This window comes from Vibrio sp. ABG19, from assembly GCF_029962385.1.
GTDB classification, from domain to species: domain Bacteria; phylum Pseudomonadota; class Gammaproteobacteria; order Enterobacterales; family Vibrionaceae; genus Vibrio; species Vibrio ostreae.
Genome location: NZ_CP071707.1, coordinates 1,165,028 through 1,183,212, shown reverse-complemented (window position 1 = coordinate 1,183,212; position 18,185 = coordinate 1,165,028). Strand labels below are relative to the sequence as shown.

12 protein-coding genes are annotated in these 18,185 nt (G+C 50.2%); 8 read left to right on the top strand and 4 right to left on the bottom strand.

Going from position 1 to position 18,185, the window contains the following annotated elements; all coding sequences use genetic code 11:
* Nucleotides 1–51: 51 nt before the first annotated feature.
* A complete protein-coding gene (locus J0X00_RS05325; protein ID WP_218561962.1) occupies nt 52–954 on the bottom strand; it encodes an endonuclease/exonuclease/phosphatase family protein in 903 nt (300 codons plus the stop codon).
* Between the two features lie 280 nt (nt 955–1,234).
* On the opposite strand from J0X00_RS05325, the gene nrdD reads away from it, so the two are divergent.
* The 4 genes from nrdD (at nt 1,235) to J0X00_RS05305 (ending at nt 5,881) form a co-directional block, all read left to right on the top strand.
* Entirely contained in the window at nt 1,235–3,355 is a 2,121-nt protein-coding gene (gene nrdD / locus J0X00_RS05320) for an anaerobic ribonucleoside-triphosphate reductase (RefSeq protein ID WP_218561961.1), read from the top strand.
* Between the two features lie 16 nt (nt 3,356–3,371).
* On the top strand, nt 3,372–3,839 hold the full coding sequence (gene nrdG / locus J0X00_RS05315) for an anaerobic ribonucleoside-triphosphate reductase-activating protein (RefSeq protein ID WP_282476547.1): 468 nt from the start codon (nt 3,372–3,374) through the stop codon (nt 3,837–3,839).
* A gap of 183 nt (nt 3,840–4,022) precedes the next feature.
* Nucleotides 4,023–5,204: an amino acid aminotransferase gene (locus J0X00_RS05310; RefSeq protein WP_282476546.1), complete on the top strand. Its 1,182-nt coding sequence runs from the start codon at nt 4,023–4,025 to the stop codon at nt 5,202–5,204.
* Nucleotides 5,205–5,257: 53 nt separating this feature from the next.
* The gene (locus J0X00_RS05305; RefSeq protein WP_282476545.1) at nt 5,258–5,881 is read left to right on the top strand and encodes an ATP-dependent zinc protease; all 624 of its coding nucleotides are present in this window, start codon (nt 5,258–5,260) and stop codon (nt 5,879–5,881) included.
* A 263-nt stretch (nt 5,882–6,144) separates the two neighbouring features.
* Here J0X00_RS05305 and fruA read toward each other — a convergent pair whose 3' ends face one another.
* From fruA to fruB, 3 genes are read right to left on the bottom strand one after another with little or no spacing between them, the layout of a single operon-like run.
* A complete protein-coding gene (gene fruA, locus J0X00_RS05300) occupies nt 6,145–7,890 on the bottom strand; it encodes a PTS fructose transporter subunit IIBC (protein ID WP_282476544.1) in 1,746 nt (581 codons plus the stop codon).
* An 18-nt stretch (nt 7,891–7,908) separates the two neighbouring features.
* Entirely contained in the window at nt 7,909–8,862 is a 954-nt protein-coding gene (gene pfkB / locus J0X00_RS05295) for a 1-phosphofructokinase (RefSeq protein WP_218561959.1), read from the bottom strand.
* Between the two features lie 10 nt (nt 8,863–8,872).
* Entirely contained in the window at nt 8,873–10,009 is a 1,137-nt protein-coding gene (fruB, locus tag J0X00_RS05290) for a fused PTS fructose transporter subunit IIA/HPr protein (protein ID WP_136485653.1), read from the bottom strand.
* Nucleotides 10,010–10,327: 318 nt separating this feature from the next.
* Between fruB and cra the strand changes: the two genes are divergently transcribed.
* The 4 genes from cra to J0X00_RS05270 all read left to right on the top strand — a co-directional run bounded on the left by cra (nt 10,328) and on the right by J0X00_RS05270 (nt 18,064).
* A complete protein-coding gene (cra, locus tag J0X00_RS05285) occupies nt 10,328–11,308 on the top strand; it encodes a catabolite repressor/activator (protein WP_136485655.1) in 981 nt (326 codons plus the stop codon).
* Between the two features lie 207 nt (nt 11,309–11,515).
* Nucleotides 11,516–12,658, top strand: a complete 1,143-nt coding sequence (locus J0X00_RS05280; protein WP_282476543.1) for an exonuclease SbcCD subunit D — start codon at nt 11,516–11,518, stop codon at nt 12,656–12,658.
* 3 nt (nt 12,659–12,661) lie between these two features.
* Entirely contained in the window at nt 12,662–15,703 is a 3,042-nt protein-coding gene (locus tag J0X00_RS05275; protein ID WP_282476542.1) for an SMC family ATPase, read from the top strand.
* Between the two features lie 309 nt (nt 15,704–16,012).
* Nucleotides 16,013–18,064: a hybrid sensor histidine kinase/response regulator gene (locus tag J0X00_RS05270; protein WP_282476541.1), complete on the top strand. Its 2,052-nt coding sequence runs from the start codon at nt 16,013–16,015 to the stop codon at nt 18,062–18,064.
* Nucleotides 18,065–18,185 lie beyond the last annotated feature (121 nt).

Here is an 18,185-nt window from a genome sequence, read left to right as displayed (position 1 = left end):
GTATCTCGTCGCTCAGTTTGTTGCGATGCTGAGGGTTAGCTCATTTGCGACTTAGCGGGTTAACACCGCCCGCACCGGACAGTGATCACTGAGCTTGTATGTCAGGACCAGCGGCGGGTCAAACGTGATCTGTTGTGGTTGCGGTAGCGCAAGATCCGGGCTGGCGATGACGTGATCGATCAGTGAGCGGAACTGATGCAGCTTGTTGGTTTGGTTACGTGAGCGCACTTTGCACTCTGCGCGGGTTTGCCTGGTGGTCAGTTGTGGTGCTTGTGGTAGCCCGGCTCCGATTTCCTGCCAAAGCCAGTCACCCTGATAGGCCAGGTTGTGGTTGAAATCACCGACGATCAGGTAACTTTGTTGGAGCCCTGCTCGGGCGCTCAACCATTGATTGAGCGCTTCGCCCTGCTGCCGTACGGTGCGGCAACTGCGGTTCGATGCGGAAAACTTGCCGCTGCAACCGGCTTTGAGGTGCACATTAAGAACATGCAGCGGCTGTTTGCTGTCTGGATACAGCACGATATAAGTAGCAAAGCGTAATTTGTTGTGTTGCTGTGGCGTCAGGTCGATATCGGCCGGATCGGCAAACGGCACACCACGGCGTATTGCAAATCCGGTGTATTGATTGCTATCTGAAAACTGACGCTTCTGATTGCGAGCCAGGCTGCGATCCGACATGACTATCTGGTAATGATTACCGGCGATGCGCTGCATCGCTTGCGCACTGTCGACTTCCTGAAAGGCAACCACGTCGCTGTTGAGTCGTGAAAAATGGCCGGCCAGAGCGTCGAGATCCTGCGCGGTTCGTTTACCACGATTGGCAGAAACGGCCGGGTTAAGCGTCAGCCACTCCAGATTCCAGCTGCTGATCACGGTATTTTCGGCCTGAGCGGTTACTGAGGATCCCAACAATATCAGTGCCAGCAGGCGTGATGTGACAAGTTTTAGTCTCATATCGGTCGGTTATCGGAAGAATGATACGTTGAGTGTTTCACATAAAAGTCACGCAAGGGGGCATAAATTTGCTTTCTTAGCGGTTTTTTCTCTCTTTGCGATCGGTTCTACAGATCGATTTGTTTCTGCTCATAGACGGATTTTGCTTGATCCAAATCAATACGGATATGTAGGGCATCTCGTTTAATACCGCACTATATATAGTGTTGTTGGTCGCTAGGTTGACCCAATATGGTGTATTTGCAGATAACTCTGTGAGTATGCTGGGTAAGGAGAAAAAGTGAAACCTGTCGTAATCAAGCGTGACGGCTCCAAAGCCCCGTTTAGCCGTGATCGTATCCAGTCTGCAGTAGAAAGCGCTGCACAAGAAGTCAGCAGTGAAATGGCTATATACGCGCTTAATGTGGCGCTGGCCGTCGAGCTGAAGCTGAAAGAGCACCAAGAAGTTCATATTGCCGAGATCCAGACTCTGGTAGAGAACGAGCTAATGCAAGGCCCATATAAAGCATTAGCTCGTTCATACATTGAATACCGCCATGACCGCGATATTGCGCGTGAAAAGCAAAGTAAGCTGACGCACGAAATTGAAGGTTTGATTCAGGAGAGCAACGCCGACTTACTCAATGAAAACGCCAATAAAGATGGTAAGGTGATCCCGACCCAGCGTGACCTGCTGGCCGGTATTGTCGCCAAGCATTATGCCAAAACCCGTATTCTGCCACGCGATGTGGTGCAGGCCCATGAAGAGGGCGATCTGCATTATCACGATCTGGACTACGCACCGTTCTTCCCGATGTTTAACTGCATGCTGATTGATCTGCAGGGCATGCTGACTCACGGTTTCAAGATGGGGAATGCGGAGATTGATACACCGAAATCCATCTCTACTGCCACCGCGGTTACTGCCCAGATCATTGCTCAGGTTGCGAGCCATATTTACGGTGGCACGACTATCAACCGCATTGATGAAGTGCTGGCACCCTATGTCACCGCCAGTTACCTCAAACACCTTAATGTTGCACGTGAGTGGGACATTCACGACCCGCGTGCGTTTGCTAAAGCGCGCACCGAGAAAGAGTGTTTTGATGCCTTTCAATCGCTCGAATATGAAGTGAATACTCTGCATACCGCCAATGGGCAAACGCCGTTCGTGACACTGGGCTTTGGCCTGGGAACCAGTTGGGAATCACGCCTGATCCAGACCTCGATTCTGAAAAACCGGATTGCCGGCTTGGGCAAAAACCACAAAACCGCGGTCTTTCCGAAGCTGGTGTTCGCGATTAAAGACGGCCTTAACCATCGCGTCGGGGACCCTAACTACGACATCAAACAACTGGCGCTGGAATGTGCGTCGAAACGCATGTATCCGGATATCCTCAACTACGACAAAGTGGTGGAAGTAACCGGCTCATTCAAAACGCCGATGGGCTGTCGCAGTTTCCTTAATACCTATGAAGAAAACGGCGAGTTAATTCACGAAGGGCGCAATAACCTCGGAGTGGTCAGCCTCAACCTGCCGCGCATTGCGCTCAAGGCTGAAGGTAATCTCGAGCGCTTTTACCAGTTGCTGGATGAAAAGCTCAAGCTGGCACGCCGCGCGCTGGAAACGCGAATTCACCGTCTGGAGAATGTTAAAGCCCGTGTGGCGCCGATCTTATACATGGAAGGGGCCTGTGGCGTAAGGCTGAAAGCCAATGATTCCATTGCCGACATCTTCAAAAACGGCCGCGCGTCGATTTCGCTTGGTTACATCGGCGTGCACGAAACCATTAATGCCCTGTTTGGCGCGCAGCAGCATGTTTATGACAGCAATGAACTGCGTGAGCAGGCGGTGAAAATCATCGCTAAGCTGCGTGAAGCGGTCGATTGCTGGAAAGCGGAAACCGGTTATGCGTTCAGCCTGTATGGCACACCAAGCGAAAACCTGTGTAGCCGTTTTTGCCGGATTGACGCCACCGAGTTTGGCGTGATTGAGGGCGTCACCGACAAAGGCTACTACACCAATAGTTTTCATCTCGATGTCGAAAAGAAGGTCAATCCGTACGACAAGATTGATTTTGAAATGCCGTATCCGGATGTATCGAATGGCGGATTTATTTGTTACGGCGAGTTCCCGAATATGCAGCGCAATGTAGAAGCACTGGAAAATGTCTGGGATTACAGTTACAGCCGGGTGCCTTATTACGGGACTAATACACCGATTGATGAGTGCTACGAATGTGGCTTCAGCGGTGAGTTTGATTGTACCAGTAAAGGATTTACCTGCCCGAAATGCGGTAATCACGACTCCAGTAAGGTATCGGTTACACGCCGTGTGTGCGGCTATCTTGGCAGCCCGGATGCGCGTCCGTTTAACTTCGGTAAGCAGGAAGAGGTCAAACGCCGGGTGAAGCACTTATGATGCACACGAGCCAACCATGAATTATCAGCAATATTATCCGGTCGATGTGGTCAACGGGCCGGGAACACGCTGCACACTGTTTGTTTCCGGCTGCGAACATCAGTGTCGCGGCTGTTACAATCAGAGTACCTGGCGTTTGGACTCTGGTCATCTGTTCACGCCGCAACTCGCAGACCAAATCATTGCTGATTTGAATGACAGCCGTATTTATCGGCGCGGCTTGTCCTTGTCGGGGGGCGATCCGCTGCACCCGGAGAATCTGAGCGGGGTGCTCAAACTGGTAAAGCGAGTGCGTGCCGAGTGCCCGGATAAAGACATCTGGCTATGGAGTGGCTATCAACTGAGTGAGCTGACGGACGCTCAGCGCGACATCGTCAGGCTGGTGGATGTGCTGATTGACGGTAAGTTTGAGCAAGCGCTGGCCGACCCGGCACTCGAGTGGCGTGGCAGCAGTAACCAGGTAATTCATCGCTTTGCACTCTAAGCCATTATTCAACAGGCATAATACAGGTATTCGAAAGGCGACAAGTGCCTGACAGGGCCGGATGTTGTCATTGCTGCCGTAAACCCTGCACGAGCAGGCTGGCACAGCAAAAATCCCTTTCGGTTTGAGCCTGATTGGTGTTTACTGAAAGCCACATATGAATTTCAAAGGGTTGTGGCTTTCATGTTATCCCAATTACCAACACCAGTTTTAGATCCCATTCTTTCTCTCTCCGTTGCTTATCGTAACGATCCTCGTCCGGAAAAAGTCGATCTTGGTATCGGCGTTTACAAAAACAGCGCTGGCGTTACGCCAATTATGCAGGCTGTAAAACAGGCTCAGGATATCGTGGTCGCGACTCAGACCAGCAAATCTTATGTCGGCCTTGCCGGGTGTGAAGAGTTCAATCGTGACATGCTGAATCTGGTGATGGGTGAGGCTGCCCAACTTGAGCGTACTATTGCGATTCAGACCCCTGGCGCCAGCGGCGCGCTGCGTATGCTGGGCGATCTGATTCAGGTTGCCCAGCCGGGCAGTACCATTTGGCTGACTGACCCGAGCTATGTTAACCACAAGCCAGTAATGGAAGCGGCGGGTCTGACAGTGAAATTCTATTCTTACTTCAGTCGCGACAGCAAAATGGTGGATACCGAGCGCATGCTGGCCGATTTATCCAAGGCAGGGCCAAAGGATGTCGTTTTGCTGCATGGCTGCTGTCATAACCCGACCGGTGCTGATATCGATTTCGCGGCTTGGCAGGCCATCACCGAACTGGCGTTGAAAAATGGTTTCACACCTTTTGTCGATATTGCTTACCAGGGTTTTGGTGACGGACTGGAACAAGACGCACAAGGCCTGCGTTATATGGCAGATCAGGTAGAAGAAATGCTGGTTACGGCATCGTGTTCGAAGAACTTTGGCCTGTACCGTGAACGCACCGGTGTGGCGATCGTGATGGGCAAAAATGCCCGTGAAGCCGCCAATGCAAAAGGTAAGTTACTGACCCTGGCACGTTCCACGTACACCATGCCGCCTGACCACGGTGCAGCGCTGGTGAAGACCGTGCTGCAGGACCAAACGTTGACCGCTTTATGGAAACAAGAGCTGTCAGAGATGCAACAGCGTTTGTTAAACCTTCGTCAAACCTTATGTAATGAGTTGAGAAATCAACACAATACGGCACAATTTGATTTCATCAAAAGTCACAAAGGGATGTTTACTGTGTTAGGCTTCGCTCCAGAGCAAATGACACGTTTACGTGAAGAGTATGGAATTTATGGAGTTGGCGATGGTCGTATCAATATCGCCGGTCTGACAGAAAAAGATATTCCTTACGTGGCAGATGCGATTGTTAACGTCTCATAAAGTTAGAGCACCCGTTTTTAAACAGAGATCCAGCAAGTTGATTAGGTGAATGCATGAAACAACAATGGAAAATCCTGATTCCTTTAATGCTTAGTGGCGGTATCGTGGCTTGTGCCTCGTCTCCGGCAGATAAGGAAGCCGCGACTCAAGTTGAACAACCTACAAACTCGCAGGAAGCGAATAATAGTGCAAAGGATAGCAACAAGCCAAAACAAGACACAGTTGTGCTCAAAGCCACCAAAACATCGGATGGCAAACTGATTCTTGGCTCTCAGGAGTGGGTTTATGTCCCTGGTGTAAAAGAGAATTTCCGTGCCCGGGTTGATACTGGGGCGACGACATCATCGATTAGTGCGGTGGATATTGAACCGTTTGAACGCGACGGCAAAGACTGGGTTAAGTTTCGTATCGAGCACGAAGGGATTAAAAGTGAAGAAATGAGTGTACCGGTTGAGCGTTGGGTTAAGATCCGCCAGTCGACCTCAGACACCACTCACCGCCGTCCGGTCATCCTGTCCTGGATTCAAATCGGTGACGTGAAAGAGCAGACCGAGTTTACGCTGGCAGACCGTACTCATCTGAGTTATCCGCTGCTACTGGGACGCAGTTTCTTCAAAGATGTGGCTGTGGTCGATGTTGGTCGTAAATACGTGCAGGAAAAGCACAAAAAGGACTGATTATCCTCGAGGAATGAACATCTTCCGGATACGATCCTTATCCAGGTAATTAACAAAAAGCCAGCACATGCTGGCTTTTACTTTGGCTGCGATTCAACAGCCTGAATCGAAAGTCATATAAAAAAGCCAGTGAGAATACACTCACTGGCAAGAGTCACGGGGGACTTTACGAGGGGAGCCAAGATCGGTAGTTAGCTCCAATTTGCTTTCGCAATTTATTACTTTCGTAATTTACTACTTTAGTAACTTACTACTTGCGTAACTTATGCGGTCACAGCTTGTTTGCTCTGTGCACGTGATTTCAGGAATGCGTAGCTGACACCTGTCACGACAGTACCTACCGCGATAGCAACCAGGTACATCAGTACCGGAGTGATAGCGTTAGGAATCAGCAGTACAAACAGACCGCCGTGTGGCGCCATCAGTTTTGCACCAAACAGCATAGACAGGGCACCAGTCAGTGCACCACCAATCATACAAGACGGAATAACACGCATCGGGTCTTTCGCTGCGAATGGAATCGCACCTTCAGAGATGAAGCACAGGCCCAGTACGAATGATGCTTTACCTGCTTCACGCTCACCTTGTTCAAACTTGTCTTTTGCCAGGAATGTTGCCAGACCCATACCCAGAGCCGGTACCATACCTGCTGCCATGATAGCGGCCATTGGCGCATAAGTTTGCGATGCCAGCAGACCAACACCGAAGGTGTACGCAGCTTTGTTAATCGGACCACCCAGGTCGAAACACATCATAGCGCCCAGGATAACACCCAGCAGAACCGCGTTGGCCGAACCCATGTTGTTAAGGAATTCAGTCATTGCTGACATGATGCCGGCAACCGGGCCACCAACGATGTAAATCATCACCAGGCCAGTGATTAAGCTGGCAACGAATGGAATGATCAGAATCGGTTTTAGTGCTGCCATTGAAGCAGGCAGGGCGACTTTATCGGCAATGAATTTTGCTGAGTAACCGGCAATGAAACCCGCTGCGATACCACCCAGGAAGCCTGAGCCGATTGAGCTTGCCAGCATACCACCGATTAGGCCAGGGGCCAGACCCGGACGGTCAGCGATAGAGAACGCGATGTAGCCCGCCAGCACCGGAATCATCAGAGCGAATGCAGAGCCGCCGCCGATAGACATCAGAGCCGCAGCCAGAGTGCCTTCTTCTTTAAATGCTTCAATACCAAATACAAACGACAGCGCGATGATCAGACCACCGGCGACCACCACTGGCAGCATGTGAGATACACCGGTCATCAGATGCTTGTAGACGCCTTTCTTCTCTTCCGTTTCTGCACCGGATTTCTGCGCAGCACCTGAATGTTGGTACACTGAACCCTGAGCGATCGCTTTATCCAACTCTTCTGATGTTTTCTTCAGCGCAGGGCCGGTTTTGGTCCGGTACATTTTTTTACCGTTGAAACGCTCCAGCGGTACTTCAATGTCAGCCGCGATGATAACTAGATCCGCATCGGCGATGTCTTGTTCAGTCAGAGCGTTACCTGCACCGACTGAGCCACGGGTTTCCACTTTGATCTGGTAACCACGACGTTTGCCTTCTTCTTCCAGTGCTTCAGCTGCCATAAAGGTGTGTGCAACACCAGTCGGGCACGCAGTCACAGCAACGACTTTTTTCACGCCGTCTGTGGCTGCGGCTACAGGCGCAGTAAAAGTGGTTGCGGCAGCGTCTGACAGTTCAGTCGCTTGTTCGGTTGCCGCTTTCAGGTAAGCAACCGGATCAGCGGTAAGGGCGGAGATTTCGCTCTGGTAAACTTTTTTACCCACGAAGCGTGTGGTATCAACCGGAGTGTTTGTAGCAACAATCACCACCTCGGCTGCGCTGATTTCAGCGTCAGTCAGGGTTTTACCCGCCAGAACGGAGGAGTGGCACTCAACACTGGCCGTCCAGTTTAGTGATTTCGCCGCTTGTTCAAGTAGACCAGCAGCGATAATGCTATTTGCAACGCCGCTTGGGCATGCAGTAATAATGGCAATATTCATAGATGCGACCTTCTGTCCTTATTGGTTAGTTTCTGCGCTAACCGGTTGTAATTGGATTTGTTGTTGTAGGGTGTTTAATTGCTCAATGTCTGGTACGCCGACACCAACCTGCGTGACCGCAAGGGCGGAAAGGGCAGTAGCAAACGTAATCAGTGGTTGTTTATCCATCTCTTGCATGTGGCCCCAGCAAAGTCCGGCCACCAGCGTATCACCGGCACCGACTGTGCTGACCACATTCATACGTGGCGGCTGGGCGTGCAGCCATTCACCGTTATTCAGCCACATGGTGCCTTCGGCACCCATGGATACAACGATGTTCTCAATACCTTTGTCAGCCAGTTGTTGGGCGGCCTCGCGGCATTGTGCCGGTGAGGTTAATTCGCGTCCGACAAACTGAGACAGCTCTTCATCATTAGGTTTGATCAGCCAAGGCTGGGCATTCAGGCCGGCGGCCAGTGCGTCACGGCTGCTGTCGAACAGCACTTTTTTGCCCAGGCTGTGCAGTTTTTCGATCCAGGACGCACACAGCTCCGGTGACACGCCCGTTGGCAGGCTGCCAGCCAGTACGAAAAATTCATGATCTTCGGCCAGTGCCAGTAGGGTGGCTTCAAACTCTGCAATGTTTGCCGGCGAAACCTGAATGCCCGGGAAGTTGACGTCGCTGACTTCGCCGTTGGCCTCAACCAGCTTTACGTTGATGCGGGTTGCGCCGTCGATGCGGACAAACTTGTCTGTTGCGCCCATGTCAGCAAACAACTGGCAGAACATTTCCTGGTTATCACGGCCCAGAAAGCCGGTAACCGTCACGTCGGCACCTAAGTCACTTAGTACTTTCGCCACGTTGACGCCTTTACCAGCAGCATGCAAATTGCCTTCTTTGACCAGGCTGACTGAGCCAACATTTAACGTGCTCAGGCTGCCGGTCAGATCGAGTGCCGGGTTAAGCGTAATGGTGACAACTTTATTGGTCATATCGCGCTCCTTAACCTTCACCCAGGCCAGCGTTGATCGCTGCACCGATAGATTCCAGAGCTTGCGATGCATCAGGGCCTTCGGCAGTAAACTGCAGTTGGTGACCGTGTTTGACGCCCAGCGCGATAACTTTCATCAGGCTTTTCGCGTTCACAACTTTGCCGTCACCATCCAGATTGGATACCTTGATGCTGGATTCAAATTTCTTCGCTTCAGCAACCAGCATTGCGCCAGGACGTGCGTGCAGGCCGTGTGAGTTTCTGATTTTGAAGACCGCTACGTTACCGTCAGCAGCAGGAGCCTGGGTTTCTTCTTCACCCTGAGTAAACAGATTGACCAAGGCTTGTGCGTCGGCATTAAGCAGTTTGTCTTGCTGCTGGGCAAATACCAGCTCAGAGATCTTAGCGAGGAACGCCTCGTGCGCGCTGTTGCAAGCGGCAAATGCGATCAACGCTTTGACCTTAACGCCGTTGTGTTCACAGTCATTGGCAGTTGAAACAAATGACATACCGGTGCGTTTGACGTTTTTATCGCTGCTGATTAACCACAGGCCTTTACCCAGGTGAGTCGGCTCTTTAGTGACTAAGTCTGCGACAAATTCAGCTTCTGCACAGCCTGTGTTCTTTAGCAGGCCGCCGGCGACGGCACTCATCTGAATCATGTCGCTGGCCGGGAATTGCAGTTGAATCAGTGACGCATCGAAATCGGCATCAAACTGAACTTCGCCGTTCAGCAGGGCGATGATGTCTTTCTCTGCTTTGGCTTCTTTCAGTTTTTGTTCAACACCATCGGCTGACAGCACTTTGGTGAGTTGTTTGAGAATACCCAGGTGCTCGTCCGATTTAGCCGCGATACCGATAGCAACGTAAACCGTGTTACCGTCGCCCCAGTCAACGCCGGCAGGAAAGTGGTGAACAGCAACACCGGTTTGTTTCACCAGGTCGCGTGTATCTGTGGTTCCGTGAGGAATTGCGATGCCGTTACCCAAAAAAGTTGAGTTTTGCGCTTCGCGGTTCAGCATACCTTCAACATAGCCTTCATCAACCAGACCTTTGGCAGTCAGGTCGGCAGCAATAGAACGAATCGCATCCAGCTTGTTGGCCTGTGCTTGTTCCAGTTGAATGTCTTGAGTAGTAAGTTGCAGCATGTTTGGCCCCTTTCCAGCCAGCGAGTGGCTTTTTTGTTGTCACCGCACCTCAGATGCGGCGCAAGGATTTACCCTGCTTTATCGTTGAGCTGAATCGTTTCAGCTTTAAGTTTTAAAAAATTCAGCAAAATCGTCGATTGGCGAAATCATCGTTTGCTTGTTTTAAGGTTTAGTCCAAAAAACACGAGTTGGCTATCAATTTGAGACTTTGCTGAATCCTTTCAGCTTCAATACTGAATCGATTCAGCGTATAATTCAACTTCATCAAGGATCGGAAAGTTATTTCTATGATCATACGCACATTACAGAGTAGTTGATATGACACTAGATGAAGTGGCCAAGTTGGCGGGCGTCTCCAAAACAACCGCAAGTTATGTGATCAACGGTAAAGCACATAAATACCGAATTAGTGAGAAAACCCAGCAGAAAGTGATGGCCGTGGTTGATGAACACAACTACCGTCCGGATCATGCGGCCTCGGCACTGCGTGCCGGAAGCAGTCGTTCCTTCGGCTTGATCATCCCTGATTTAGAGAACACCAGTTACGCTCGTCTGGCCAAACTGCTGGAGCAGAATTCGCGTAAAGCGGGATATCAAATTCTGATTGCCTGTTCAGATGATAATCCAGAGACAGAAATGAGCGTGGCGGATGCCTTGGTGTCGCGCCGGATTGAAGCCTTGTTCGTGGCCAGTACCATGCCGGACGCCAATAGCTTCTATCTTAACATTCAGAAAAGCGGCACCCCGGTCATCGCCATAGACCGTCCTTTAGACGACGAGTACTTTGCCTGCGTGATCAGCGAAGACTTCGGCGCCGCTTTTGAGCTGACCGAATCCTTGTTGGATAAATCGGTGAAATCGGTTGGCCTTATCGGTGCGTTACCGGAGCTGAATATTTCCCAGGAGCGTCAGTTGGGTTTTGAATCGGCACTGAAAGAGAAGGGGATTGACGTCAAGGTTGACTATGGTCAGCACTTCCATCGTGATGACGGCCGGGAGGTGTTTGAGCGCTGGGTTGCCGAGAGCAGTGTGCCGGATGCGGTAGTGACCACATCTTATACCTTGTTAGAAGGGATTCTTGACGTGTTGTTAATGCATCCGGAACTCATGAAAACGATTCGTCTGGCTACTTTTGGTGATAACCGTTTGCTTGATTTTATTCCGACGAAAGTGAACTCGCTGCCTCAGCAGTTTGAGTTGATCGCGGACAGTGCGCTGGCTCTGGCACTCAACGCTTCCGCCAAACGTTATCAGTCAGGTGTTGAGCTGATACCACGTCGTTTAAAAGTGCGCTCCTGAGCCTAATGGGGACGACTTGATAAGCCAGATCCGTAAGTAACTAAATTAGCCGCTAATGCCTTAATGGGCACTACCGGCTAATTGTTGACTGATTGGTATCAATCGGTGGAATCTGGCTCGATCTTTTTCCTTCTCACATCGCAATTCCTGGCAAAACGAGTATCATAGTTTCAAAACACTCATAACTATTCGTTCAACAGGCTGGGAATGAAGTTTCTGCATACCTCTGATTGGCACCTGGGACGTCAGTTCCATAACGTCTCTCTCCTCGAAGACCAACGCGCTGTTCTTGATCATCTTATCCAATACCTGACCGAAAATCCGGTGCATGCGTTGGTGGTTGCTGGTGACATCTACGACCGTTCAGTACCGCCGACGATGGCGATTGAGCTACTGGACCAGGTCGTGTCGCGTATTTGTCACGAACTCGACACGCCGGTAATTATGATTCCCGGTAACCATGATGGCGCCAAACGTCTCGGGTTTGCCGCGCGCCAGATGAAAGGTTCCGGACTGCATATCATTAGTGATTTTGACCAGATGCTCGAACCAGTCGTACTGCGCTCTGATGAAGCTGGTGAGGTGGCCTTTTACGGCATGCCTTATAACGATCCTGAGCTGGTGCGTTATCATTATCAGCAGCCGGTTGCGACTCATGATGAAGCACACCAGTTGCTGTGTCAGCGCATCACAGAACAGTTTTATGCGTCACAACGTCACGTTTTGATCAGCCACTGTTTCGTTGACGGTGCGATGGAATCGGAATCGGAACGTCCGCTGTCAATTGGCGGCTCTGACCGGGTCGAGCATCAGCACTTTTTGCCGTTTGACTATGTGGCGCTGGGGCATTTGCATCAGCCGCAAATGAAAGGTGAAGAGTTCATTCGTTATTCTGGCTCGCTGATGAAATACAGCTTCTCCGAGCAACATCAGAAGAAAGGCGTCACTCTGGTTGAATTGAATCAGGATGGATTTGTCAGCGCACAACATATCGATTTACCTTGCCCGCATGGCATGCGTATCGTTGAGGGTGAGCTTGAACAGCTGATTGAACAGGGCAAAACCGATCCGAATAACCACGATTATCTGCTGGTGCGATTGCAAGACAAACACGCCATTCTCGACCCGATGGAGAAACTGCGCAAAGTGTATCCGAATGTCCTGCATCTGGAGAAGCCGGGCATGTTGATCGGGGTTGACCAGGAAATGGGCCGTGCTCGCCTGGCGAGAGGCGAAATGGACATGTTCCGCGATTTCTTCTTAGAAGCGAAACAATCTCCGCTCAGCAGTGAACAAGAACAAGTTATGTCAGATGTGATTCAATCGATTAAACAGGCGGAGCAACACTAAATCATGCGTCCGATTCAATTAACAATCCAAGGTTTTGGCCCGTTTGCAACCCGCCAGGTCGTTGATTTTACCGAGCTTGGTCACGCGCCGTTGTTTCTGATTAATGGTCCGACCGGGGCCGGTAAAAGTTCGATTCTGGATGCTATCTGTTACGCCCTTTACGGTGAGACGACGGGCAGTGAGCGAACCGGCGATCAGATGCGTTGTGATTATGCTGATCCCGAACTGTTAACCGAAATCGAATTTCGCTTTGAACTAAATGGTCGTCAGTTTGTGGTGACTCGCAGTCCGGATCAGGAAGTACCGAAAAAACGCGGCGAGGGCACCACCAAGAAAGCTCATTCCGCCACCTTGTGTGAGTGGATTGACGGTGAAGAAAAGCTGATCGCCAACCGGCCGAATCCGGTTGCTAAAGCTATGGTTGAACTGATTGGTCTGGATGTAAAACAGTTCCGTCAGGTGATGGTGATCCCGCAGGGTAAGTTTCGTGAATTGTTGATTGCTAACTCCAAAGATCGGGAGCAGATCTTCGGTCAACTGTTTCAAACCCATATTTATACCCAGATTGAAAAAGCCCTGTTTGAACGCGCTGCGGGTATTCGCAAAGAAAAAGATGAGTTTGATAACCAGATCAAAGGCGCGTTGGATGTGGTCTCTGTCAGTAGCGAAGAGGAGCTGCAGGCAGAGAAAAACACCTTGTCGCCGCAGCTCACTGAAGCTGAGCAACATTATCAGGCTCAGCTCAAATTGCGGGACGATTTGAAGCAGCAACACAGTGCGGCACTGGAACTGCAAAGCAAATTTGCAGAGAAAAGCCAGCTTGATGCGCAGTTAAAGGTGCAGGTTGCCAAGCAAACAGAAATCGACCAGTTGCGTCAGAAACGTCAGCAGGCGCAACAGGCGTCTCGCCTTGATTTACCCTACAACGAGTGGATCACCGCACAAAAGCAGAGCGCTGAAGCGCACACTGCATTGACAGCAAAAACGGAACAGTTGAGTAAGGCGCAAATACGCCTTAACCAGGCAAAGGAACAACACCAGCTTAGTGTGAACCGCTACGCACAAACGGAAGCTTTGTCGGCCCAATTACATCAGCTGGAGATGACCGGCAAAAAATTTGCGGCGCTCGACGAGCAGGTTAAACAGCTGAAATCGGCGGGTGATACGCTAAAGACGACGACTCTGGCTCTGCAACAGGCGGAGCAGCTGGTGCAACAGCTGGATAGTCAGATTCAGCTCAAGCGAACTGAACGCGAGACGGCACTGCAGCAGATCGCGACGCTGGATGGTAAGCGCCATTCGCTGCTTACCGTTAATGACCAGATTGAGCGCCGCTTACGCCAGCAAAAGCTGACTGAGCAACTCAACGTTAAAACACGGCAGCTCAAGCAAGCGAGTGACATTTATCAGCAGGCGAAGCAGCAGACACTGGCGGCAAAGCAGCAGGCTGATAAGCTGGAATATGTCTGGCACACCAATCAGGCCGCTGAACTGGCGCGCCTGCTCCAGCCGGGAGACGCCTGTCCGGTGTGCGGCAGTGACGCTCATCCGCAATTAGCGCAATTTTCAGGTGACGTTGTCACCAAAGAGCAGGTTCAGTCTGCCCGTGAGCAGCAGCAACTGGCCAGTCACGCTGAAATTGAGCGTTATAAAGCGCAGCAGGTACTGGAGAGTGACTGCCAGCATGTGCAACAGGACTTACAACGACTGATCGCTGAGATTGAGCAAAAATCCTTGCCGCAGTTAGACGAATTACAGCGTCAGCAACAAACACTCAACGATGAAATCAGCCGCTTGTCGGCCATCAATCCGGCGCAGATTGAGCAGCAGCTTAGTGCACTGGAAGTTCAATCTCAGCAAGCGAAGCTGGACTTAGAGTCCAGACTGGCCGCCAAGCAGGCGTGTGACAAGGCAGTGACAGAGGCTCAGACCCGGGTGGATGATCTGCAGCGGGACATTACCTCCGAATTCAGTCATGTTGATCAGGTAAGACAAAAATACAGTGAAGTGCAAAAGCAGATAAAAGTGCTGACGGATGCTGAATTACAAGCGCGTACAGCGTTAACGGAGGCGCAAAATCAGTATTCATCGGCACAGGCTTCGCTGACCAGTGCGAAAGAGCTGCTCGACTCCTGGCACAAAGAGCATGTACGTAGTGAGCAGCAGTGGCAACAGTCGCTGGCTGAAACCCGCTTCGCGGACAGTGCCGCCTACCTGTCAGCCCGTTTGGATGATAAGGCTTTATCGCTCATTGATGAGCAGATTCGTCTGTATGATGAAGGGCTGGCGACACTGCGTGGCAAGCTGGAGAGTGTCACTCAGATTGTGGCCGATAAACAGCAGCCACAACCAGAGCTGACCGAAAAAGCGCTTGCCGAACAGCAACAAGTGGTGACTGACAGTTTTAACCGTCTGGCCGAATTACGTTCACGCATGGATAGCCTCAAGCAAGTGGAACAAAAACTGGCTAAGCTGTATGAGAAAAATGCTCAGCTTGAAAAAGAGTATCAGGTTTACGGTACCTTGAGCGACATCGCCAACGGTCGTACCGGTGCCAAAGTCAGTCTGCACCGTTTCGTGCTCGGGGTGCTGCTGGATGATGTATTGATCCAGGCATCACAACGTTTGCAAAAAATGAGTAAAGGTCGCTATCTGTTAAAGCGTAAAGAAGAGCGCGCCAAAGGTAACGCCGGTTCCGGCCTTGATTTGATGGTTGAAGATGGCTATACCTCAAAAGCACGCGATGTGGCGACGTTGTCGGGGGGTGAATCTTTTATGGCGGCACTCTCGCTGGCACTGGGTTTGTCTGATGTGGTGCAGTCTTATAGCGGTGGTATTCGTCTCGATACGCTGTTTATCGATGAAGGGTTCGGCAGCCTGGATCCGGAATCACTCGATCTGGCGATTCAGACCTTAGTTGACTTGCAACAGGGGGGGCGCACAATCGGGATCATCTCCCATGTTACTGAGCTCAAAGAACAGATTGCGTTGCGTCTTGATGTCGAAACCGAAGGGCGTGGCAGTAAAATTCGCCTGGTTGCCTGACCTGACGGTAACGTTTTATGTGCAGCCAGTTTTTATCTCACGGTAAAGTTGGATGTCATGGTAAAGCTTGATGTCACCACAAGCTTTACCGTGACAGTAAGATCTGGTGCAACAAAAATGCGTAACGTACGATAAGTGCCTGTTGGAACACCAAATAGTGACGTGGGCAGATTGATACTATTGTGCTACCTATTTAGTAATCGAAATTGATATAAAAAGGTGGCATAAAAGTGATTCAATGAATGAATATCTGTGTATAAATTATTCAATTGTACGTATAATCCTAAGGTCTTTTTTCGGTAAGAGTGCATGGACGTAGTCAAGAAAATATACCAGTATGCTGAGCCAAACCTGACTCTGGTCGGTTGGATGGGGCTTGTCGGCTTTCCGGTGTACTACTACATCTGGGCGTTTTTATTCCCGCAGCCATATGAAAACATCTGGCTGCGGTTGTTCTGTTCCTGTCTGTTTGCCGGTATCGCATTTCGCAACAGTTTGCCCAAACTGATGCAGCGTTATATGCCTTGTTATTATCTGCTCAGCATCAGCTTCTGCTTACCGTTCTTCTTTGCTTATATGTTGCTGATGAACGATTGGTCGACGGTGTGGGCGATGTCGTTTATGGCGTCTATTTTTCTGCATATCCTGCTGGTGCATGAGACCAAAGTGATGCTGCTGCAGGCGTTGTTGTCTGTCCTCGCAGCCTACCTGGTGACGTATTGGGTACGCGATGAGTCTTTGACAGACTGGATCTTATGGCCTTATGTACCGATTTTTCTGTTTACCTATGTGTTTGGTAACCTGTTCTACTTCCGCAATCAGAGTTCGCATGAGTCCAAAGTGTCGATAGCGAAGTCATTTGGCGCGGGGATCGCGCACGAGATGCGTAATCCGTTGAGCGCCTTAAAGTCTTCTGTGGACGTTTTGCGTACCATCTTGCCGGCGCAGCCCACTGACCAACGTCAAGGCGCTCATATTGATGGTCAGGATCTGAGTCTATTGTACGAGATTCTTAAAAATGCCGACGATGTGATTCATTCGGGTAATGAGACTATTGATTTACTGCTGACATCTATTGATGAGAACCGAGTTTCAACGTCGACGTTTAAAAAGCAGCGCGCAGAGCAAGTGGTCAGCCATGCGCTCAAATCGTTTTCGTACAAGCGATCGCTGGATCGTCAGGCGGTGAGCCTGAGCGTTGAGGCAGATTTTGATTTTTTTGGTAGCGATACGTTATTAAAATTCGCGTTATATAACTTACTCAAAAATGCGTTTTATTATCAGAATGGCGAACAGTTTGCGATTGATGTGACCCTGACCCGTGATGCGCAACACAACACGATCAAGGTGCGTGACAACGGAGTGGGTATTGCTCCGGACAGGCTGGAAGAAATTTTTAAAGACTTCTATACCTTTGGCAAAAATGGCAGCTATGGTCTCGGATTACCGTTTTGCCGCAAGGTCATGAAATCGTTTGGTGGTAATATCAGCTGTGAATCTGTGTTGGGCGAGTGGACGGAATTTATCCTCAGTTTTCCTGCCTATCACTCTGAAGTCGTCGGTCATATTAAGCTGGACCTGATGAAAACTAAAACGGTGCTCTACGTAGGCGATGACGGTTTGCTCAGCCGTCATTTAAGTGAACAGTCTTTTTATCAGGGCTTTCGTCTGCATTTATTGACCCTGGCGGAAGCGTTACAACGTGAAGAGTATGAGCTGGAATATGATCTGATTCTGATCGATCTGGAACAGGTTAACGGTCAGTGGCAGTCGATGGTGGAGTTGGAAACTAAGTTACATGCGACTGAAGCCAAAATCGCCTACCTGTACGACAAGCAGAATCGTTATCCAATCAACATAGAACGTCATCTCAAAGTCTTTCCGCTTGAGATACGCCAACTGTTGATGGATACCAATCAGCAGCTTGATCATCTGTTTTTTGAGGCGGAACCGCTGTTGCCGGATCACAATGTGGTGCCGCTGAAAAAAACCAGATGTGAACGTCGTATTCTGGTGGTGGACGATAATCAGTCGCTGCGTACTTTCACCGCCTTGCTGCTGGAAAAGCAGGGCTATGAAGTGATTCAGGCCAATGACGGCCAGCAGGCGCTGGATGAGATGGAACACAATACTTTCGACTTGGTGTTGATGGATATCGAGATGCCGGTCATTGATGGCCTCGCCGCGACCAAAGCGATTCGTGAATCTGATAAACCGTACCGTCATGTGCCGATTGTGGGTCACACCGGTGATAACAGCCCGCTGACGATTGAAAAGATTCAGCAATCCGGTATGAACGATTACATTGTTAAACCGGCTGATAAAGATAAGCTATTGGGTAAACTGGCCAATTGGATCTAGCTCCTTTATCAGGAGCCGGATCCTGTTGTATACCCGTCTGATTAACCGCACCAGGTTAATAAAAATAAACCTGAATAGTGCAACTATTATTTCGTAATGAAACGATTGCTTCTTAATGAAA